Below are 20534 nucleotides of genomic sequence, written 5' to 3' on the forward strand. Positions count from 1 at the left end.
AGTGCTCCCCATCGTGTGAGACATCGCCGCCCACTAATGTCGTATCGTCCAGGAACTGAGGAGGGGCGATGAGCGGCCAGAGCATGATCGTGCCGATCGAGTATCTGCAGACCACGAGCGAGCAGCTCACGGCGATCGTCAGCGAGTTCGAGTCGGCGTCGGGGCGCCAGGACGACGTCGAGGCCGCCGTCGCACGGCCCTACGGCGACGGTCGACTCCAGGACCGCTGCCATGACTTCGAGGGCAGCTGGAACGACAGCCGCGACAAGCTGCTGACGAAGCTCAAAGAAGTCGCCCAGCGAGTGCAGGGGACGGTCGACGAGGTCACCAGTCTCGACTCCGAGATGGCGACGTCGATGGAGCAGTCGGGCAGCAGCGCGGGCGGATCCGGCGGTCACGCGCCGGTGGCGTACTGACACGGAGGGGCGGGAAGATGCAGACGCACAGCGGACGCGATGTCGAGGTGGTCGCGGGGGATGCTGCGGCGATCTCCACGCGAGGGTCGCAGATCACCGAGCTCGGCGAGAGCATGGTCGAGGCGGCGAGCACGCTCGAAGGCATCAAGGACGGCACGATCGTCGGGCGCGGATATGCGATGGACAAAATCAAGGAGGTCATCGACGACGTCCACAAAGACCTCGACGAGGCCGGTCGGCGTTACACGCCGGCGGGGTCGACCCTCTCCGCCTACGCGACGGCGCTCGCTCAGGTGCAGTCGCGCATGCAGACGGTGGTCGCGGATTGCGAGTCCAGCCTCACGGCCCTGCAGACGGCGCAGTCGAACGCGGCGGATGCATCGGCCGCGCTGAGCACCCACAACACGAACACGCGTCTGAACCCGCCGGAGGAGGATGCCGCGGCGGCCAACACCGCTGCGGGGCAGGAGCTCGCTTCTGCGGCATCCGGAGCCCAAAGCGCTCTGAGCACGGCATCGAGCGATCACGATGACAACCTCGCCGCTTTCGACGCCGAGTACGACACCTGGCACGAGGCGTACGAGACGGCCGTGTCGGGCCTCACGGATGCCAACGACATCGGCAAGGACTCCACCTGGGAGGACATCGCGGGAGTCCTCGCGGTCGTCGCCGAATGGGTCAGCTGGGTCGGTCTCGCGATTGCGGTGCTCGGCCTCATCATCGGCGGCCCCTTCTTCGCGATCGCCGCCCTGGTCGTCGGCGTCATCGCGCTCGCCCTCACCGTCGCGCTCATGTTCGACGGCCGCAAGGGGTGGGGGGATCTCGCGTGGGCCATCGTCGGAGTTCTCCCGATCGGCAAACTCGGTCAGGGATTGGGCAAGTTCTTCAAGGCGATCCCGAAGCAGCTCACCGGGCCGCTCGGGCAGATTCGCAATATCCACAACATCTCCGCACTGCCGAAGAACGGCTGGCGCGCGGCGAGCAAGCTCAACTTCGCAAACTTCGTCGAGAACGTCTCGCGCACCCGGCTGACGGGGCCGTTCACGCTCGCAGGACTCGGACAGCGATTCCTCGGCGGAGCGAATCGGTCTTTCACCGTCGCGTTCCAGGAGGCCGCTGCGGTCGGTACCGGTTATGGGAACAGGCTCTACACGCAGCTGCCGCAGGCGCTGCAGCAGCTGGCCAAGTCCGATGCTCCCACGCTGTTCGAGCAGGCATGGAACGTCTACAAGTGGGCGGACAAGGGCGTAGCCATGACCAACGGTCGACCGTCCGGTGGCCTCTCGCCCGCTGGCCTGCTGAACGGGATCACCCGATGACGCCGCTTCCCGTCGAGACGGCGACCGATGCGCGATGGGACTTCGCCTACGACGACGAGTGGTTCCTCCCGCTGCCGACCGCCCGCGATCTCGCGGGCGACGGCGGAGAGGAAGCGTGGGTCGACGCGGCGGTCGAGCTCTACGCGACACGTTCGTCTCTCACCGACGGCGATCTGGATGCGATCCGCCTCACGGCGCAAGGCCTCGTCGGGCTCGCGGGCAACGCAGCGACCCAGCTGTGGTTCATCCCCCGCGGGGTGTACAGCGACGTCCTCGTCGAGATCACGGTGGCGGATGCCGAGGCGCTCGATGAGCGCGCTGTGCTGGAAGAGATCGTGACGCTGCCCGACTCCACGGCATCCGAGCTGATCCAACTCGAGACCGACGCGCACGGCAACGGATTCCTGCTGCGCCGCACCTCCGCCGTCGTCGTCGACGGCGCCGCGCGCCCGATCGCCAACTGGACGGTCATGCTCCGTGCGGGAGAATGGGTCATCATGATCGAGGCGATGGGCTCGACCCTCGAGTCCTTCGCCCTCATGGAGGAGCACATCCTCCGCGTGATCGACGGCATCACCCTGCCGGCGTGACCGCCGCCCCGAACAGACCAGCGCGAGGAGCCCTTCGGTGAACGAGATCAACGACCTCGGCGTCGAGATGCAGTTCGGCGTTCCCCCGTTTCGCCTCGTGCTTCCTCCGGGCTGGGCGCGGCACGTGCCCACCAATGCGGCGCAGCAGGAGGACGTGCGCAAGGCGAGTGCGATCTTCATGCAGGCCGGGCGTCCCGACCTCGATGCCGAGTTCCGCACCATGATGGCGCAGGTCAACCAAGTCATGCGCAACACCAAGGTGTTCGCCGTCTACCGGCAGCAGGACGTGCCGATGGAGGAACTGCTCCCCCTGTCGATCACGGCCTCGCTGCTCACGGCCGCCCACGGCGAGAACCTCGACGGCTGGGTGACCGAGGCCTTCCGCCTGCGGGGCGCCGTCTTCCTCGACGACCACGTCAAGCACATCGTGCGCTGGGTGACCGAGGCGAAGCGCCCATCCGGGGCGTCGTCGATCGACGGCGTCGGCGGACGCACGATCACCTACGTCGTTCCGGTTCCCGGCACGCAGCGCCGGAAGGCGCTCGTGTTCACGTCGACGATCGTCATCCCGGACGGCGACGTGCTGCCCGCCGAGGTGCTCGATGAGCTGGCGCTGCTGAGCGATTCGATCGTCTCGACCTTCGCCTGGGAGAGGGTCGCGGAGGAGGACGCCGTACCCGCGGTCTCGCCCGCTGAAGCCGGTTGAGGGCGTGGCGGACCACCGATGCGTCGCCCGAGCGAACCGATGCTCTGGATCGCCCACGATGCCGAGGGCGAGGCATGAAGCCGGTCGTGCGCCTCTCCGGTGACGATGAGACGGTCACCGCGGTTGCGAACGAAGCGGTGGAAGTGCTTCGCGCACAGCCGCAGGCGGCATCGGCGCTGTTCTCCCGCCTGTGGAACCTTCATCAGCGTCGGCGGCGCTTCGTCTCGGCGTCCGCGGCGCCAGCGATCGCCACCGCGAGCGCGCCGCCACGGGCGCAGTCGAGCGCGGGATATCTCGCCGTGTGGGGAACGCTGCTCGGCCTCGGACTGACGGCGGCCCTGACGTCGGCGGTGATGCTCGGTCCGTCCGACCGCAGGAACGCCTTCACCGACCCCGAGCTGGCCGTGTCGACCGCCGTCGTCGCGGGAGTGATCGCCATACCCGTTCTGCTCGTCGTGCTCTTGCTTCGGGTGCCTGACGTTCGGAGCGCCCGCATCGGCGAAACCAGCGCGGTCATGGTCGGCCTGCTCTGTGCCGCCCTGCTGGTGACACGCCTCCTCCTCGGTACCGGCGACGACCGCAGGTTCACGCCGGAAGACCTCGCGATCTGGCTGCCGATGACAACGGCTATCACCCTCCTCATCGCGGGGGTCGCGATCCGTAGCGATCGGGTGCGGAGACAGGATGCTGCGCTCACGCCCCGCGCGCGAGCATCCGTCGATCCGGGCGACCTGCGCCAGATGTGGCGTGATGCGGAATGGGCGGCGTCGTCGTCCTCGCCGACGCCCTCCGACAAGGCCGAGTGGTCCCGTCGACTCGACACCCTGGCGAGCGCGGGAATCGACGCCACGACCATCGCCCAGGCGCGCACGCTCGCGCCGGCCGCCTGGGTCGCGTGGCTCGCCTACGACGGCGAGATCGACATCGCCGGCGTCATCCCCCGGCCCTGATTCCGGTTCTTCGCCCGGTTCGGCTCGATGGGGAGGTCTCCCCATCGACGGTGGGGGTGGGGGTTGTTAGGTTTGTGGGTATCGGGCCGGAGGGGTCCGGTTCATTCGATTTCCGGAGGTGTGGACGATGGCCGATTTCGGTGCGTCTTATGCAGAGATGGAGCAGGTGGCGTCGTCGCTGTCGCAGGCTCGTGATGACATTCAGGGTCAGTTGGACACGCTGAAGGGTCAGGTGGACACCCTTCTGGGTGAGGACTTCAAGACGCAGCATGCGTCGGGCAAGTTCGGTGAGGGTTACACGGAGCTGACGACGGGTCTGAAGACCGCGGTCGATGGCATCAACGACATGTCGGAGTCGCTGCTGGGCATGATGCGTGCGATTCAGGACCTCGACACGCAGCTCGCCGGCAGCTGACCGAGCGTTCTTCGTGGGGCGTCGACCGACAAGGTCGGCGCCCCCTTTCGACCGGTGACCAGGGGAGGGGACACGTATGCCTGATGTGAGTATCGACTACTCGGCCATGGAGGCCAGCAAGACCGCGTACGCGAACATGCGCACGTCGTTGGATGCCGCGACCAGCGCTCTCGGCAGCGTCTCCGGCTCGGCCGTCCCGCAGCAGGAGCTGCGACGCCGTCTCGAAGACCTCCACGATTCGTGGGGTGGCGGCATCGACAAGCTCGGTCGCTACGCGGAAGATGCGAGCACCGGCCTGCAGGGCATCCTCGAGGCGTTCCGCGGGCTCGACTCCGAGCTCGCCGCCAGCATGGAGCCCGAGGAAGGGGCATCCGCATGACCGCGTTCCCCGCTCTGGGATTCGATCCCGCTCCCGGCGATCTCGGCGAGCTCGAGGGCTTCGTGCTCGGGCTCTCGACCGGCTGCGACAGCGTCGACGACGCGCTCGCGATGCTCAACGGCGACGATGACGCCGCCTGGACGGGCGAAGCCGCCGTGGCGTTCCGCGCCGCGATGAGCGAGGACTTCCGTCCGCACCTGGTCGACACGGGTTCGGCCCTGCGCACCTCCCGCGATGCGCTCAGCACCTGGGTAACGCAGCTGACCGGCTACCAGCAGCGCGCTCGCGAGCTCGAGGATCGAGCGGCCACCGCCGCCGCGTCGGTGAGCAGCAAGGCGACCGCGAAGGACAAGGCCGTCGACGGCGCCGACGCCGAGGATGCCGATCCCGACGCCGTGTCGAATGCGACCACTGCCCTCGCGACGGCGCAGGGCGCGCTCGACGACGTGATCGCCGAGGCGCAGCGCCTCAAGATCGAGGTCGACGACGACGCGGCGATCGCCGCGCAGCACCTCGTGAGCGCGAGCGACACGCTCAACTCCTATGCGGGCAACGCGTTCTCGAACTTCCTCGAGGGGGCGGGCGACTGGCTGGCGGATGCCGGCGAGTGGCTCATGGACAACGTGGTGCCGATCCTGGAGGACATCCTCCGCGCGGCGCTGCCGATCATCGCCATCCTCTCGCTCTTCATCCCGGTGCTCGGCACCGTGGCGCTCGTCATGGCGATCGCGCTGGTCGCGATCGACGGGCTGCAGGCGCTCACCGGCCGCGGGTCGTGGACGGACTTCGCGATCGGCGCGGTCGGGTTGCTCGCCGGTGGTCTGCTGGGTGTCGCGGCGAAGACGCTCATCGGCCCCGGCGGTGCGGTGCTCATCCCGTCGATCCAGCGCATGACCCCGGCTCTCGCCGGTGGCGGGACGGCGGCGGGAACCCTCGCCGTCACCCTGAACATCAACATGAGCAACATGGTCGCCAACACCTACTGGATGACCAACACCGCCATGGACGCGCACAGCAAGGGGCAGGACTTCGTCGACAGTCTGTTCGGTCCGTGGCAGAACCTCGCCGAACGTGTCGACAACACGGTCCACGGCAACGGCCCGAAGACGGACGACGAGCTGTGAGCGTCGAACAGGCAACCGGCCACCGGGTCTGGCAGCGGATGCCGCAGGGCTGGATCGAGTTCCGTGCCCTCGGCGATCGCTCGCCAAACGAATGGCTGGAGCGTTACCTCGAGGGCGGCAAGGGCTGGCTCCCGGACGAGGCGCGTGAGGCGATCGTCGCCGGCTTCCACGAGGGTGTGCGCACCTTCGCCGACACCGGATTCGACTTCGCCGGGGTGTCGATCGTGCTCGGTGAGCGGCCGGCGGTGTCGTTCCTGTGCACGAACGTGGTCGTCACGGGACCGGAAGACACCGCGGATGCCGTCTCGCTGCACCGTCTTCTGCCGCTCGGTCGCTTCGGCGACGACGCGACCGCCGAGACCTTCGCGTCGCCCGACGGGCGGGTCGGCACCGTGACGAGCGGACTGGTGTCGCGCGGGAGTATGGACGCGGTCATGACGGTGGGTGAGATCCGTCTTCCCGACGAAGCGGGAACCGTGGTCGTCATGGGCATGTGCTCCGACCCGGCGCAGCGGCAGGAGCTGGCGGTGATGACGGCGTTCGCGCTGTCGATGACGCAGTACCTTCCCGAAGGCGTCGAGCCGCAACTGCCGGAGGGCGCGCGATTCGAGACGCCGCTCGACGACGGCCTAACCTGAATCCATGCCCTTCGCCCTGATCCTCCCGGCCTCGCGTCCTCTCATCGCCGAGGCGGGATCCGATGACGCTCGCCCCGTCGAGGCCGACCGCGCCGCCGCGGCGCTGCGGGCGGACTTCGAACGATGGTCGCGGTGGGGTCTCGGCATCCTGGGCTTCGCCCTCGCTGCCGGGGGTTCATTCGTGGCGGTCGGTCTCATCGAGACGGTGCGGATGCTGGGCGGCACGCCCGTCGGCAGCGACCTGGTGACGATCGTGGTCGCCGTCATCGTCACTCTCGCGGGCGTCGCCCTGCTGGTGCTGCTGTGGTGGTCGGGGCGGCGGCTCCTCTCCGCCGCGACCTGGTGGATGCGCCTGCCGTACACGCGCGGAGGGCGCCAGCGCCGCGCCGGCGGTTGGCTGCAGGCTCGCACCGTGAACTTCGAACCGCGGGTGTTCGTGCGGATCGTCACGGCGACCCTGGCACTGCTGATCGCGGTGGGCGGGATCGCACTGTTCGTCCGCGACCTCATCGAGGGGTCGAGCGAGCTGACCGCGGCGGCGGGGGTCGTCGGTGTGATCGCCGCGCTCGCCGGCATCGGTCAGATCGGCGGGGTGATGCGGATCGTGTCCGGTCTCTCGGAGCGGGACCCGCTCTGGGTGCGGATCCGGTCGGGCGTGATCGGCCGCTGACCTCGCCGTCACTCGCGGCTCGATGGGGAGGTCTCCCCATCGACGGTGGGGGTGGGGGTTGTTAGGTTTGTGGGTATCGGGCCGGAGGGGTCCGGTTCATTCGATTTCCGGAGGTGTGGACGATGGCCGATTTCGGTGCGTCTTATGCAGAGATGGAGCAGGTGGCGTCGTCGCTGTCGCAGGCTCGTGATGACATTCAGGGTCAGTTGGACACGCTGAAGGGTCAGGTGGACACCCTTCTGGGTGAGGACTTCAAGACGCAGCATGCGTCGGGCAAGTTCGGTGAGGGTTACACGGAGCTGACGACGGGTCTGAAGACCGCGGTCGATGGCATCAACGACATGTCGGAGTCGCTGCTGGGCATGATGCGTGCGATCCAGGACCTCGACACGCAGCTCGCCGGCAGCTGACCGAGCGCAGTTTTCGAGGGGTCGACGGTTCGCCGTCGGCCCCTCGTCGTGTCCCGACCTCGTTGCCGGTACCGGATGGATGGGGAGTCCTGCCCATCGTGGCATCCCGATATGCCCCACTAGCGTGAAACCACGGAGCACCGGGGGGTGAAGATGTCGGACGTCGCGATCGACAAGGCGGCGCTCGACGGGGCGATCCTGCAGATCGACCTTTCGATCGGCAATTACGTGATGTATGCGAACGACATCTGGGCCCGCGACACCGGCGTCGGCAACCCAGTGGGGCGCACGAGCCTCCGGGTCATGCTCGAGAACGCACTCGGTCAGGCGTCGATGGAGGCGAAGGCGCAGCACCTCGACGGCATCGCGATCAGCGACCGCCTCAAGAGCATCAACGATTCGTTCGATGACCTCGACGTCTCGCTCGGCGCCGGATGGGATTCCGACTATGTCGCTGACTTCTCCTAATCGCGGCTGGACGCTCGAGGAGATCGAGTACGACAGCGGCTCGCTCGAAGGCATCCATCGTGACCTCGAGACGTTGATCGATGAGGGTGGCAACGCCCGGATCGTGCTGCGCAACATCGACGGCGGACTCGAAGGGCGCGGCGAGAGCATCGATCGCGTGCGGACCGAATCGGGCGCCCTCGCGAGCCGGATGAATCCGACGATCCTCACCCTCGAGCGCATCGCCGATGTCGTGCGCGCCTACGGCGAGGCCGTGGCGCAGCACGCGAAGGCGGCGAACGACCTCATCGACGACATCGAGACGGCCCACGCCGCGAAGGAGACTGCGGCGGCCGATCTCGATGCGGCCGAGCTCGCGCAGCGCCAGTGCACGCCCGACGACACCGCGCAGACCCGCAACACGGCGGAGCAGGGCGTGACGGATGCCGAGAGCGGTCTCGCCTCGGCCACCAGCACCCTCGACGATCTGTGGGAGCAGTGGGAATCGGCGTACTCGCTGTGGGATGAGGCCTATGGGGCTGCGATCTCGGGCCTGGTCCGCTCCGATGGCACGACCCTCAGCAACTCGACGCTCTCGGCGATCGATGCGCTCGCGAACGCCGACAGCCCGGCCGAGGTGGCCGAGATCTGGGACAGCCTCACCGATGCGCAGCGCGCGGCGTTGGCCCGCACCTACCCGGAGTTCGTCGGCAACCTCGAAGGCGTTCCCTACCTCGACCGGTTCCTCGCCAACAAGGCCGCCTACGACCGGGTGATCGAAGGCGGCCCGTATGGCGAGCCACTCGACTCGCAGCTCGAGCAGCTCGGGCGCGAGGTCACGGACTTCGATGGCCAATTGCTGATGTTCCACCCGTTCGAGCACCCGCAGGCAACCGCCGCTGTGATGTACGGCGTGCGCATCGTCGATGATGAAGGCAACCCTGTCGATCCGATGGACGGCATCACCAACGTCAACGTGCTGGTCGGTGGGATGTTCTCGAGCCTCGACGACCTCAAGGCATGGGGGGCGAGTGGCCGCAACCTTAACAAGTTCGCGAACGAGTACGGTGAGGGTGTGGGGTCGGCGACGATTGCCTGGTACGGCTACGACTCCCCGAATCTGGCGACCGAACACGTGATGGGCAGCGCGACCGAGGGCGCGGCGAGGCTCAGTTCCACGCTGCGAGGGCTCGACAACGAGGTTTCTTCACAGGTCACGACGTCGGTGATCGGGCACTCATACGGCAGCACGACCGCGTTCCTCGCGGTGGGCGGATCGCCCGACAACCTTGGAGTCGACAACCTCATCGCAGTCGGGTCGGCAGGCGTCCCCGACGGGTATCACGCAGGCTGGACCGGAGACGCGCCAATGGACTACTCCGGCACGCAAATCTACGCCTCGCGTGCTCCCGGGGATGTGGTCGCACGGTACGGGGAGCACAGCTCGTTCGGCCACGGGATGAATCCCGAGGCGTTGCCGGGTGCGGTCAGTTTCGAAAGCGACGGGGGTGAGGTGCCGAGCCTGGGCGGTGGTACCGAGATGGCGGTCGGAACACCCGGGCACGCGGCCCACGACGGCGGCAACACGGTGTGGGGGTGGTGGGAAGCGGGTAACGGGTACCTTTCTCGCGACTCGGAATCGTTCCGTAACATTGCCAACATCATCGCCACCGGCGAGCCGATCAATTGACTGGTACGCGGTGACGATACACGAGGAGTAGAGGCGTGCAGATGAGGAAGCGCTGGCGGGTGTCCGCTGCTGTGGTGGTGTTGTCGGTTGCCCTTACGGGGTGTGTGAACGGAGACGGAATGATTCCCACGGGTGACGAGCTTGTTGCTCAGTCGAAGCAGCACTACTTCGACTACCGGGCCATCACGAATGATGTCCAGGCGCTCATCTACGACGGGCCCTGGGAGTCGGATATCGGTTTGTTCGGGATGCAGCCTTCGGGCGCCGGGTGCGGTGACGACAGTTACAATTTCGATCTCACCCGCAACACGAAGATCGATCCGGATGAGCGGGATGGGATGCGCGAGAAGGTGCAGGATTATCTTGCCGATGCGGGCTTCGAGGTGGAGGGTCAGGAACTCGGCTCCGGTGACGCGCAGTCGTCCGATGTGATCGTGCGTCGGCAGGGCGACTTCTCGTTGCTGATGGTGACGTTCATCGCCAACGGCTCGGTTCTCGTCACCGCGACCACAAAATGCTGGCCCGGCGACCCGGCAGAGCTCAGCAAGCTCATCTTCGGCGGTGTCACCCTCTCGGAGGGGTATCTGCCGCGAGAGGAGTCGCCGAGCGATCCGCTCTTCTTCGGCGTCACGCCAGGTGAGCCGGCCTTCGGCCCCACACCCGCACCGTAAGCGTTCGTCAGCGCGCGAGATCCGCCAGGTGGCGCGCGTCGTGGTTGAGCACCTTGACGATGATGCCGCGGCGACGGAGGTCGGCGACCGTGCGCGACTCCTCTTCGCCGTCGCGCCCGAGCGCGTGCGTGTTCGCGACGACGAGCACGTCGCCCTTGTGCAGGGTGTCGATGAGGCGGGCGAGACGATCGCCCCAGCTCTCGAGGATGTCGGGTGCCGGGTGACGGAACCCCTCGATCGGAACGCCGAAGCGCGTGAGATCATCGCGCTGCTGCACGACCGGAGGCATGCCCTCGCGGGAGACCACGAGTCCGACGAGGCGTGAACCGTCGGGGCGAGCGAGCCAGAAGTCGCGGTTCTGCTGCAGTTCGGTGAAGCACTTGGGGCACTCCGCCGCGGCGTGCGGCAGGTGCAGCGGGCTCGTCAGCGCGTCATCGACCGATGCCGTGCCGGTGGTCCGGTCTGTCGTCTCGCTCATGGGCGCACCTCCGGACTCCATTCTGCCCTGTCGGTGCCGAATCCGTATCGACTCCGCCGACGGGATCGGATGCCGCTCAGAGCTGTTGCAGGCGACGGGGAGGTCCCTCGAGCCGGGCGATCGTGATCTTCACGTCGACCAGCTCGTGCTCGACGCCGAGGAGGCGTTCCTCCACCCGGTCAATGCGGGCGTCGACTCGATCGAGTCGGGCGTCCACCTGGTCGAATCGGCGATCGACCTGCTCGAACCGGGCGTCCACCTGGTCGAACCGGGCGTCGACCTGCTCGAACCGGGCGTCGACCTGCTCGAACCGGGCGTCGATCCGCGCATCCATCTGCACGAATCGCGCGTCCAGACCGCGCGTCTGGTGGGCGAGCATCGCGCCCACGCCGCTGAGCACCGTCGCCGTGAAGGCGAAGAGCGCGATGATCATTCCGATCGTGTCAGGAGACAAGGTCACCGGTCCATTCTGCTCCGCGGAGCGTCGTCAGTCCAGTAACCATATGTTGGCGAATCGCGTACGTGTGGGGACAGTGGATAAGTCGGTTATCCACACGTTCGCGCCGGAAGAGTGGGTCAGATCAGACCGAGCGACCGCACCGCATCGCGCTCCTCGACGAGTTCGGCGACCGAGGCGTCGATCCGCCGCCGGGCGTCCTCGCCGATCTCCAGAGCCTCGACGACCCGCCACTCGCCGTCGACCGCACGCACGGGGAACGACGAGATCAGGCCCGCGGGCACCCCGTACTCACCGTGCGAGACGACGCCGGCCGAGGTCCAGTCCTCGGTGCCGCGCACCCAGTCGCGCACGTGGTCGATCGTGGCGCTCGCCGCCGAGGCGACCGACGACGACCCGCGCACCCGGATGATCTCGGCACCCCGCTTGGCGACCCGCGGGATGAAAGTCTCGTCCAACCACGCCGGCACGTCGCCGACGATCGCGGCGAGAGCCTCCGCCGCAGGCTCGCCCGCCACGGTCGCGTGCGACACGTCGGGGAACTGCGTCGCGGAGTGGTTGCCCCAGATCGGCAGGCGCCCCACCGTCGCGACAGGCACGCCCAGCGTCTGTGCGAACTGCGCCCTGGCGCGGTTCTCATCGAGGCGAGTCAGCGCCGTGAATCGTTCGGCCGGCACGCCGTCGGCGGATGCCGCGGCGATGAGCGCGTTCGTGTTCGCGGGGTTCCCGACGACCGTGACCCGCACGCCGGGTGCCGCGTTCGCGGCGATCGCCGCCCCCTGCGGGCCGAAGATGCCACCGTTCGCGGCGAGCAGGTCGCCCCGCTCCATGCCGGGTCCGCGCGGGCGCGCGCCCACGAGCAGCGCGAGGTCGGCACCGTCGAAGCCGATCGCCGCGTCATCCGTCACCTCGACGTGCTCGAGCAGCCCGAAAGCGCCGTCCTGCAGCTCGAGCGCCGCGCCCTCCGCCGCTCCGATCCCCTGCGGGATCTCGAGCAGCCGCAGCCGCACCTTCTCGTCCGGTCCGAGCAGGTCTCCCGCCGCGATGCGGAACAGCAGCGCGTAGCCGATCTGTCCGCCCGCGCCCGTGATGGTGATCGTCGTGGTCATATCCCGAGCCTACGACCGTCCGAGGGGCGGAGTACCCTCGGAGCCATGACGTTCAACCCCGACGCCGACCTGTCGACCAACACCACGCGCCGCCGCGGTCGCAACGCGGCGATCGCGGGAGGCACAGGAGTCGGGGTGCTCGGCCTCATCGCCCTGATCGCGGGGCCGCTGCTCGGGATCGACCTGACGGGGCTTCTCGGCGGCGGTACGTCGACGGGCGGTTCGGGCTCCGACTCCGGGAGCTCGGTCATCGAGAACTGCGACACGGGGCAGGACGCGAACGAGAACGTCGACTGCCGCATGGCCGGCGCACAGGTCGCACTCGACGCGTTCTGGGAAGACAACGTCGAGGGGTACGTGCCGCCGACCCTGACGGTGGTCGACGGTGCGACCTCGACGCAGTGCGGCACCGCCTCCAACGCCGTCGGGCCGTTCTACTGCCCGCCCGAGCAGGGCGTCTACCTCGACCCCACGTTCTTCTCGCTCATGCAGCAGCAGTTCGGGGCATCCGCCGGCAACCTCGCCCAGCTCTACATCGTGGGTCACGAGTGGGGCCACCACATCCAGAACATCGTCGGCACGATGGATCAGTACCCGAACAACGGCACCGGAGAGGGCAGCAACGGCGTGCGCATGGAGTTGCAGGCGGACTGCTACGCCGGTGCCTGGATCGGGCGGATCTCCGAGCAGACGGACGCCGACGGTACGCCGTACCTGCAACCGACCACCGAGGAGCAGCGGCGGGACGCATTGGATGCCGCTGCCGCGGTGGGAGACGACCACATCCAGGAGATGTCGGGCGTTTCGAACCCCGACAGCTGGACGCACGGGTCGAGCGAGCAGCGGCAGTATTGGTTCGCGCTCGGCTACAGCGAGGGCCTGGGGGTCTGCGCCGAGACGTTCACCCGCTCGGTCGACGACCTCGACCCCTGAGACTGACCCAGGGGTGCGTCAGGCGCGCAGCGCCGCCAGCAGGGTCTTCACGAGGCCTCCCACGCCGCCGCTTGCGCGGAATCGGGTGAGCCCCTCGCTCACCTCGGCGCCGGTGCGCGAGGTCACGAACCACGGGGGCGTCGGCAGGATCGTGACCCGACCGCCGCCGTTGAGGCCCGGCGCGGAGCGAGGGAACGGCCGGAACGGGCCGCGCAGCACCGATCGCTCGACCCGATCGAGCAGCAGGGCGTTGTGCACGACGCCGATGCCGCTGCCGACGTCGTCGATCGTGCTGCCGGGGAAAGCGCCCCAGGTCAATGTCGGGGTGATGAACGCGAAGCCGGTCCAGCCGTTGATCGCGATCGATCCGTACCGGAGGTCGGCGATCGCCCTCTCGAATCCGGTGCCGAGCGACTTCTCGGTCGCCGGGTCGATGAGCACGTTCGCCCCGAGTGTGCCCTGCAGCTCGTCGTTCGCGTAGGCGACGGCGGCGTCGAGGAACTCCTGGCCCGTCCCGGCGACGCTCACGACGCCGAGGACCGGTGCGAAGTACTCGGTGCTCTGCAGGGCCGAGGCGTCGTCGTCGCCGTCGATCTCCACGAGCAGCCGGTCGCCGAGCACGAGGGCATCGGGGTAGGCATCGGATGCCTCGTTCATGCGGTTCGTCGACCCCGGGTACCAGGTGGGTCGCTCGGGCGCGCTCGCGTAGGCCCGACGGAGCGCGGCGCGGAAGGCATCCGCCTGGTCCCAATCCTCCGACAGGATCACGACCTGCCCGGCGATGCAGTTGTGGCCGCTGTTCTGCAGCCGCATGGTCGCGACGTGCTCGGCCTGGTACCGCAGGTCGGCGTCCGACCAGTCGCCGGGCACGACGATGATCGGCGAGACCCCGCCGAGTTCGGCCGTGATCGGCTTCGACATCGACGGCTTCTTGCGGCGGGCCCCGCGCGCGGTCTTCGGGCCCCAGACGATCGCGTCGAACGTCGCCGCGGACCCGGTGATGTGCACGTGCGAGAGGTCGGAGTGAGCCGTGAGGTAGGCACCGACCGCCGGGCCGCCGCGCACGATGCGCAGGAACCCCGGCTCGATGAGCGGGGCGAGCGCGCGCTTGTAGATCGGCACGAGGGGATCCTGCGTTGGGTTCACCTTGAGCAGCGCGGTGCGGTTCGAGGCGAGCAGTTCGTACAGCACGTCGAGCACGGGGATCGAGGTGACGTTGCCTGCGCCGAGCACGAGCCCCACTCCGCCGGAGACGGTCGGGGTGCGCTGGCCGAGCCCGGCGGCGGCTCGGGCCGCGCGCGGTGTCGTGCCCGGTTCGAGCCAGACCTCGCCGGTGAATCCCGACAGCAGGAAGCGATCGATGCCGGTGAGGGGGAACGCATGCACGCGCGTGCGGCCGCCGGGGGCGCGGTCGATGGTGATTCCGTCGAGCGGGTTGGCGCCGCGGGCGAGCCGCGAGAGCGTCTCGATGTAGGCGTCGAGCGCGCCGAGCACACCGTAGGGCCCGCTCAGCCATTCCTCGCCACGGAGCGGATGCCGCGCATCGAGCCCCTTCGTCGCCGCGGCGGTCGTCGCCCAGTCCTCGGCGGTCGCGGCCACGCTCGTGCGCACCTGACGCAGCAGCGTCACGCGCTGCGCGACCGTGAGCGCCGACCACACTCGGGCGCCCGTGTGCAGGTCGTCGATCGCCGTATCGAGCCGCGCGTGCTCGCTCTCGCCGATCTCGGGCGTGGTCGTGGCGACGGGCGTGGAGGTCACAGGCGGCTCCTTCGGACGGGATCCCAGCTTATGCGTCGATGTCGTGGCGGCGCAGGCGGTAACGGCGAAGAGGCAGGAGACTCGCGAGCATGATCAGTGCGGGAAGGATGCTGAAACTGAGCACGATGCCGGTGATGGCGGCATCCGGCTGCTCGACCGTCGTGCCTGCGACCGTCGAGACGTACCCGGTCAGGGCGAGGGTGAGCGAGACCGTCGTCGCACCGAGAGCGAAGCCGACGGTCTCCCCGGCGGTCCAGATGCCGGTGAAGGTGCCCGCGCGCCCGCTGCCGTGGGTGCGCTCGTCGTGCGAGATGACGTCGGGCAGCATCGCCATCGGCAGCGACTGCAGCCCGGCGTAGGCGATTCCGGCCACCGCGACGGAGGCGTAGATCCAGGCGCCGGGCGTCCAGACTGCGATCGTGAGGGATGCCGCGGCGAGAGTGAACAGCACGCTCGCGATGCCGAACGCGCGCTCCTTGCCGACCCGCCGGGCGATGACCGTCCAGACGGGCGTCGCCACGAGCGCAGGGCCGACGAGCGCGACGAACACGAACGTCACGGCGTCCTCCGACCGCAGTACCCAGGTCGCCACGTACTGCGCCCCGGCGAGCATGGTGCCGGTCGCGAGCGCCTGCAGCAGGAACGCGCCCAGCAGCGCACGGAAGGGCTGGCTGCGCCGCAGCGCCCGGAACCCCGAGGCGTACTGCTCTCGGATGCCGGCGGCCGGGGCCACCGCGCTCTCGTCGCCGACGCGGCGTGCGGCCGCGGCATCCGCCGTGCGCGTCGCCACGAACATGCCGATGCCGATCGCGAGTCCCGCGACGATCCCCATCAGCAGATATCCGAGCACGGGGTCGTCGCCCGCCTTGCGCAGTGCGGGGCCACCCGCCCCGAACAGGAGGATGGATGCCGTCAGCACCACGACCCGCCAACCGAGCAGGCGCGTGCGCTCGTCGTAACCGTCGGTGAGCTCGGCGGGCAGCGCGACGTACGGCACCTGGAACAGGCTGAACGCCGTGGCCGTGGCGAGGAAGGCGAGCAGCACGCACACCGCACCGGCCATCGGACCCCACGATGGAGGAACCGCGAACGTCAGCGCGAAGAACACGGGCAGCGTGACGGCGCCGAGCACCATGAACCCGCGACGCGAGCCGGTGCGCGCGAGCTGACGGTCGGAGGCGGCGCCGATCAGCGGGTCGATCACGACGTCCCAGATCTTGGCGGCGGTGACGATGATTCCGGCGGCCAGAGCGGCGACGCCGAGGTTGTCGGTGAGGAAGTACGTCAGTACCAGCCCGGGCAGCGTGGCGTATCCGCCGGTGCCGACGGAGCCGATCGCGTACAGCACGATCGTGCGCGCGGACAGGCGGACGGATGCTCGTTCGGGCCGAGCCTCTGTGCTCATCGCGCCAGTGTAGCGGTGGCCCTTCGTCTCGTCGCCCCGGCACAACTTCGGAGATTGCACACGACACGCCGCTGAATCGGATGCCGTCGCGGGGCGGCGCTCCGGAACTCCGAAGTTGTGCGGGCGCGGCGCTCCGGAACTCCGAAGTTGTGCCGACGCGGCGCTCAGATCAGGGAGAGCTCGCGCAGCTTCGCCTCGACGTCGGCGTTCGACGGCTCGACCTGGTGGGAGGAGTCGGGGTACAGGACGACGGGGATGTTCGTGCGGCCGGAGATGTCCTTCGCGACGTCGGCACCGGAGGGGTCGGCGACGAGATCGACGTACGTGTACTCGACGCCGAGGTCGTCGAGCTGCTTCTTGGTGCGGATGCAGTCGCGGCACCAGTCGGCACCGAACATCGTGATGGTGGATTCAGCAGGAGAAGTCATGACACAAGCGTAGAACGCCCTGGCGGGGAGAGGGCCGAGAGGGGGTTGTCGGTAAGGGTAGCCTTACCTATAATCGAAGCCATGAACCACGCGAGCGAGCACCTGGACGACCCCGACTGGGAGAGCATAGAGGGCGCCGTGCTCGTCGCCGGAGACGCGGCGGACGCCGGGGTGATCGCGGGGATCGCCGCCCGACTGCCGTGGGACGCGACAGGCGTGATCCTGCTCGAAGCGGCCGCGCGCATCCAAATGCGTCACATCGACGTGCCCGACGGCGTCTCGGTGCGCTGGCTCGTGCGCGGCGACGGTATCCGTGCGCACACCAAGGGCGAGCGCCTCGCCAATGCCGTGCACTCGTGGTGCGTCGAGTGGGCGTGCAGCGAGCCGCCGGCGCAGTGGACCGTCTGGCTGGGGCCGCACACGCCACCCCACGTGGCGCGCATGGCCCGCAGCCTGCTCGGCGTATCGAACTGAACCGCGCGCGGACCGACCGAACCGCTAGCGCGCGAGCGCCGGAGCCCCCGCACCCGCGGTGATCGCGTCGAGCGCTCGCCGCAGCGACGAGCTCGAGGTGTGCGCCGTGTACGGGAAGTACACGATCTCGACGCCGACGCGCGCGAACTCGCGCTCGAGCCGCAGCCCCTTCTCGGTGCCGCGCCAGTCGTCGCCCTTGAAGAAGTGCGTGAAGCGCACGTCTTCCCAGGCATCCAGCTTCGACGGCGTCGTCTCGACGTGCACGTCGTCGACGAACGAGATGTGTCGCACGATCTCCGCGCGCTCCGCCGTCGGGATGACGGGCTCGATGCCCTTCACCTCGCGCAGCATCTCGTCGCTCACGACGCCGGCGATCAGAATGTCGCACTGCTGCTTGGCGTGGCGCAGAAGGTTCAGATGCCCCACGTGGAACAGGTCGAAAGCTCCCGCGGCATAGCCGATACGCGTCCCCATGATCTCCCCAGATCAGTGATTCCCCAGTAGGCGGATCCCCATCCACCTGCGACTCCCACAGCCGCACGGGTCAGTCTAGACCTCCCACGTGCGAAAGCGCACCCCCGGATCCGGACGTGCGGCAGGGCGAGGTCAGGTTTCGAGCGCATAGGAACCCGTGGCACGATGAGATGCCGCACAGCGGCGCGCGCAGAGGGGGCGACATGGACACGAAGGTCACGGTCATCGTGCCCACCTTCAACGAACGCGAGAACGTCGCCGAGCTCGTCGCCCGCACCGCCGCCGCGCTGACGGGGTACGACGCCGAGATCCTCTTCGTCGACGACAGCAGCGACGACACCGCCGACGAGGTCGCGCGGGTCGCCGCGGATGCTCCGTTGCCCGTGCGCGTGATCCATCGGGTCGAGAACACGGGTGGGCTCGGCGGTGCCGTCGTGGTCGGCCTGGAGGCCGCGGCATCCGATCTCTGCATCGTCATGGACGGCGACCTGCAGCATCCTCCCGAACTCCTGCCCGTCCTGCTCGCCCGGCAGGCCGAGGGCGATGCCGACGTCGTCGCCGCCTCGCGCTACATCGGTGGTGGCGACACGAGTGGGCTCGGCACCGCGGTGCGCTTCGGCGTCTCGCGCGCGGCCACCTGGCTGACGCGGGCCATGTTCCCGATCCGCCTCGCCCGCAGCACCGACCCGATGACCGGGTTCTTCCTCGTCGACCGGAGTCGCCTCGACCTCTCGACGCTCCAGCCGCAGGGCTTCAAGATCCTGCTCGAGATCCTCGCGCGCACCGATCTGCGCATCGCCGAGGTGCCGATGGAATTCGCGGAGCGGCGCCACGGCACCTCCAAGGCGAGCCTGCGCCAGGGCGGCACGTTCATCGCGCATCTCGCTCGGCTGCGCTTCGGCAAGATGTCGCTGTTCGCCCTGATCGGCGCGGTGGGCGCTGTCGCGAACCTCGCCATCATGTGGCTGCTGACGGCGGCCGGCGTGCCGTACATCTGGGCGGCGATCATCGGGGCGGTCGTCACGATCGTCGGCAACTTCCTGCTGCAGGAGCGGTTCGTCTTCGCCGACATGCGCACGAATGCCCGCGGGGTGTGGCAGCGTTTCGCGGCGTCGTTCGCGTTCAACAGCATCGAGGCGGCGCTGCGCATCCCGGTGATGGCGCTGATGGTCGAGACCTGGCACATCTCGAGCGTCCTCGCGACGGGGCTCTCGCTGATCGTCGCGTTCTTCGCGCGGTTCCTGTTCCACTCGCTGGTGGTCTACGCGCCCCGACGCCGAGGGCAGAGCGGCGAGCCGAAACCCGACACCGCCACGCTGCGCATCATCCGCGCGATCGACGAAGAGGCGATGCGTCCGGGCGAGCTCTGACCCCGCTCGCCTCGCGACGGGATGCCAGCCGCGCCACCGGGATCGCCGTGAGCGCGAAGAGCAGTGCCAGGGTGCGCGACGACGTCAGCAGCGGGCTGAAGAACGTGTCCCAGGCGCCGAGCAGCACGAGCCACACCGCGATCCCGGCGGCGGCCTTGACCGAGACGCTGCGCGCGACGGCGTAGATCGCGCACCCGATCAGCGCGACGGCGAAGATCGCCCCGACCGGGCCGAAGCGCAGCCACAGGTCGCCGACCACCGAGTGCACCTCGTACTGGCCGCCGAACATGTATCCCTCGACGTAGCCGTTGTCGGGGTCGTAGTTCAGCTCGCTCATGCCGGTCTTCGCGATCCACACGTCGTGCGAGACGGGGAGCACTCCGCTGCCGAACCCCTGCGGCCGCTCGGCGACGAGCGCGGTCGCCGCTCCGAGTTCGGGGCGTCCGCCGGCGATGAGCGACCCGGAGGTGTCGATCTGCGCCTGGGTGCGCTGCTGGGCGGCGTCGCCGAGCGCCCCCTCCAGGATCAGCGCCTGCAGCAGGCTGAAGGCTGCGAGGCTCAGCACGCCGAGCAGTACGAGAGTCTGCAACGGGCGAGGCCGCCGGGTTCCCGGCGGCATGAACATCTGCCACAGCACGATGACGGCGGCCAGCAGCAGGAACGAGGTCATCGATCGGGAGTCCGACGCCAGGCACACCACGGCGAGCGCCCCGAGCGCGAGCAGGTCGAGCCACCGCCGTCCGCTCATCGCGGTGAGACCGAGCACGATGATGATCACGGGCACCGCGAGCGAGTACTTCCAGAGGTTCGCCGAGTTGCCGCCCGTGAGAACCACGTTCGCCAACGCCCCGACGCCGAACGCCACGGCGGTGCCACCGAGACCGATCTGCGTGCGCGCCCATAGCAGCACTCCGATACCGCCGGCGAGCGAGAGCAACGTGAACGTCTGCTCGAGCAGCAGGCTCGTCGACACCGGGCGCATGGTCTCGAACAGCGTGAGCACCCCGCCCCACACGGCGGCGATCGCGGCGAGGGCGAGCAGCAGGCGTGCGAAGCGGAACCTCGCCAGCACGTGCCACCACACCGGCAGCAGCACGACGGCGGCGATCAGCGAGAGGCTCACGCCCGGCCCGAACTGGTACCGGACCGCGGTCGCTGCCGCAGCGGCCGCCGCGACGATCGAGGTGGTCGTGTACTGCTCGGCGCGCCCCATGCCGGGTGCG

General features: G+C 68.8%; 25 protein-coding genes. 17 read left to right on the plus strand and 8 right to left on the minus strand.

Annotated elements, in window-relative coordinates:
* The first annotated feature begins 68 nt into the window (after window positions 1–68).
* The 14 genes from ACZ5Y9_RS04290 to ACZ5Y9_RS04355 all read left to right on the plus strand — a co-directional run bounded on the left by ACZ5Y9_RS04290 (window position 69) and on the right by ACZ5Y9_RS04355 (window position 10425).
* Window positions 69–416, plus strand: coding sequence for a hypothetical protein (locus ACZ5Y9_RS04290; protein ID WP_247623530.1), 348 nt, complete (start codon window positions 69–71; stop codon window positions 414–416).
* Window positions 417–433: 17 nt separating this feature from the next.
* Window positions 434–1735, plus strand: coding sequence for a hypothetical protein (locus ACZ5Y9_RS04295; RefSeq protein WP_247623529.1), 1302 nt, complete (start codon window positions 434–436; stop codon window positions 1733–1735).
* Complete coding sequence (locus ACZ5Y9_RS04300) at window positions 1732–2325, plus strand: hypothetical protein (protein ID WP_464472384.1); 594 nt, start codon at window positions 1732–1734, stop codon at window positions 2323–2325. The genes ACZ5Y9_RS04295 and ACZ5Y9_RS04300 overlap by 4 nt, the downstream gene beginning before the upstream one ends.
* 37 nt (window positions 2326–2362) lie before the next feature.
* Window positions 2363–3031, plus strand: coding sequence for a hypothetical protein (locus ACZ5Y9_RS04305; RefSeq protein ID WP_464472385.1), 669 nt, complete (start codon window positions 2363–2365; stop codon window positions 3029–3031).
* A 74-nt stretch (window positions 3032–3105) separates the two neighbouring features.
* Window positions 3106–3981, plus strand: coding sequence for a hypothetical protein (locus ACZ5Y9_RS04310; protein ID WP_464472386.1), 876 nt, complete (start codon window positions 3106–3108; stop codon window positions 3979–3981).
* Between the two features lie 127 nt (window positions 3982–4108).
* Window positions 4109–4396 carry a WXG100 family type VII secretion target gene (locus ACZ5Y9_RS04315; RefSeq protein WP_247623521.1) on the plus strand — a complete coding sequence of 96 codons (288 nt, stop codon included), beginning with the start codon at window positions 4109–4111 and terminating at the stop codon, window positions 4394–4396.
* Between the two features lie 76 nt (window positions 4397–4472).
* A complete protein-coding gene (locus ACZ5Y9_RS04320) occupies window positions 4473–4775 on the plus strand; it encodes a hypothetical protein (RefSeq protein ID WP_247623525.1) in 303 nt (100 codons plus the stop codon).
* Window positions 4772–5899 (plus strand): hypothetical protein, encoded by a 1128-nt coding sequence (locus ACZ5Y9_RS04325; protein WP_404597808.1) that lies wholly within the window; start codon window positions 4772–4774, stop codon window positions 5897–5899. The genes ACZ5Y9_RS04320 and ACZ5Y9_RS04325 overlap by 4 nt, the downstream gene beginning before the upstream one ends.
* On the plus strand, window positions 5896–6537 hold the full coding sequence (locus tag ACZ5Y9_RS04330) for a hypothetical protein (RefSeq protein ID WP_464472387.1): 642 nt from the start codon (window positions 5896–5898) through the stop codon (window positions 6535–6537). The genes ACZ5Y9_RS04325 and ACZ5Y9_RS04330 overlap by 4 nt, the downstream gene beginning before the upstream one ends.
* Before the next feature lie 4 nt (window positions 6538–6541).
* On the plus strand, window positions 6542–7207 hold the full coding sequence (locus ACZ5Y9_RS04335; protein WP_464472388.1) for a hypothetical protein: 666 nt from the start codon (window positions 6542–6544) through the stop codon (window positions 7205–7207).
* Between the two features lie 122 nt (window positions 7208–7329).
* Window positions 7330–7617, plus strand: a complete 288-nt coding sequence (locus ACZ5Y9_RS04340; protein WP_247623521.1) for a WXG100 family type VII secretion target — start codon at window positions 7330–7332, stop codon at window positions 7615–7617.
* 147 nt (window positions 7618–7764) lie between these two features.
* Window positions 7765–8085, plus strand: a complete 321-nt coding sequence (locus ACZ5Y9_RS04345; RefSeq protein ID WP_464472389.1) for a hypothetical protein — start codon at window positions 7765–7767, stop codon at window positions 8083–8085.
* The gene (locus tag ACZ5Y9_RS04350) at window positions 8066–9754 is read left to right on the plus strand and encodes an alpha/beta hydrolase (RefSeq protein ID WP_464472390.1); all 1689 of its coding nucleotides are present in this window, start codon (window positions 8066–8068) and stop codon (window positions 9752–9754) included. The genes ACZ5Y9_RS04345 and ACZ5Y9_RS04350 overlap by 20 nt, the downstream gene beginning before the upstream one ends.
* Before the next feature lie 41 nt (window positions 9755–9795).
* A complete protein-coding gene (locus ACZ5Y9_RS04355) occupies window positions 9796–10425 on the plus strand; it encodes a hypothetical protein (RefSeq protein WP_464472391.1) in 630 nt (209 codons plus the stop codon).
* Window positions 10426–10432: 7 nt separating this feature from the next.
* Here ACZ5Y9_RS04355 and ACZ5Y9_RS04360 read toward each other — a convergent pair whose 3' ends face one another.
* The 3 genes from ACZ5Y9_RS04360 to ACZ5Y9_RS04370 all read right to left on the minus strand — a co-directional run bounded on the left by ACZ5Y9_RS04360 (window position 10433) and on the right by ACZ5Y9_RS04370 (window position 12469).
* Entirely contained in the window at window positions 10433–10903 is a 471-nt protein-coding gene (locus ACZ5Y9_RS04360) for a recombinase family protein (protein WP_247623517.1), read from the minus strand.
* Window positions 10904–10979: 76 nt separating this feature from the next.
* On the minus strand, window positions 10980–11363 hold the full coding sequence (locus tag ACZ5Y9_RS04365; RefSeq protein WP_247623516.1) for a response regulator: 384 nt from the start codon (window positions 11361–11363) through the stop codon (window positions 10980–10982).
* 116 nt (window positions 11364–11479) lie between these two features.
* Window positions 11480–12469, minus strand: a complete 990-nt coding sequence (locus tag ACZ5Y9_RS04370) for a malate dehydrogenase (protein ID WP_247623515.1) — start codon at window positions 12467–12469, stop codon at window positions 11480–11482.
* A 45-nt stretch (window positions 12470–12514) separates the two neighbouring features.
* Here ACZ5Y9_RS04370 and ypfJ point away from each other — a divergent pair, with 45 nt between their 5' ends.
* Entirely contained in the window at window positions 12515–13402 is an 888-nt protein-coding gene (gene ypfJ / locus ACZ5Y9_RS04375) for a KPN_02809 family neutral zinc metallopeptidase (RefSeq protein ID WP_247623514.1), read from the plus strand.
* Window positions 13403–13420: 18 nt separating this feature from the next.
* On the opposite strand, the gene ACZ5Y9_RS04380 is transcribed toward ypfJ, so the two are convergent.
* From ACZ5Y9_RS04380 to ACZ5Y9_RS04390, 3 genes are all read right to left on the minus strand, one after another.
* Window positions 13421–15160 carry an aldehyde dehydrogenase family protein gene (locus ACZ5Y9_RS04380; RefSeq protein ID WP_464472392.1) on the minus strand — a complete coding sequence of 580 codons (1740 nt, stop codon included), beginning with the start codon at window positions 15158–15160 and terminating at the stop codon, window positions 13421–13423.
* Between the two features lie 28 nt (window positions 15161–15188).
* Window positions 15189–16565: an MFS transporter gene (locus ACZ5Y9_RS04385; protein ID WP_464472393.1), complete on the minus strand. Its 1377-nt coding sequence runs from the start codon at window positions 16563–16565 to the stop codon at window positions 15189–15191.
* A 164-nt stretch (window positions 16566–16729) separates the two neighbouring features.
* Window positions 16730–16993 carry a glutaredoxin family protein gene (locus ACZ5Y9_RS04390; protein ID WP_247623511.1) on the minus strand — a complete coding sequence of 88 codons (264 nt, stop codon included), beginning with the start codon at window positions 16991–16993 and terminating at the stop codon, window positions 16730–16732.
* A gap of 81 nt (window positions 16994–17074) precedes the next feature.
* Between ACZ5Y9_RS04390 and ACZ5Y9_RS04395 the strand changes: the two genes are divergently transcribed.
* Window positions 17075–17467, plus strand: a complete 393-nt coding sequence (locus tag ACZ5Y9_RS04395; protein WP_464472394.1) for an SIP domain-containing protein — start codon at window positions 17075–17077, stop codon at window positions 17465–17467.
* Window positions 17468–17491: 24 nt separating this feature from the next.
* Here the strand turns inward: ACZ5Y9_RS04395 and ACZ5Y9_RS04400 are convergent, their stop codons facing one another.
* Entirely contained in the window at window positions 17492–17941 is a 450-nt protein-coding gene (locus ACZ5Y9_RS04400; RefSeq protein ID WP_464472395.1) for an FAD synthase family protein, read from the minus strand.
* 203 nt (window positions 17942–18144) lie between these two features.
* On the opposite strand from ACZ5Y9_RS04400, the gene ACZ5Y9_RS04405 reads away from it, so the two are divergent.
* Window positions 18145–19311, plus strand: a complete 1167-nt coding sequence (locus ACZ5Y9_RS04405; RefSeq protein WP_247623508.1) for a glycosyltransferase — start codon at window positions 18145–18147, stop codon at window positions 19309–19311.
* Here the strand turns inward: ACZ5Y9_RS04405 and ACZ5Y9_RS04410 are convergent.
* Window positions 19265–20524, minus strand: a complete 1260-nt coding sequence (locus ACZ5Y9_RS04410) for a hypothetical protein (RefSeq protein ID WP_336641029.1) — start codon at window positions 20522–20524, stop codon at window positions 19265–19267. The two genes, ACZ5Y9_RS04405 and ACZ5Y9_RS04410, sit on opposite strands and share 47 nt — an antisense overlap.
* Window positions 20525–20534: the final 10 nt, after the last annotated feature.

It is taken from the genome of Microbacterium sp. T3-8 (assembly GCF_055398145.1).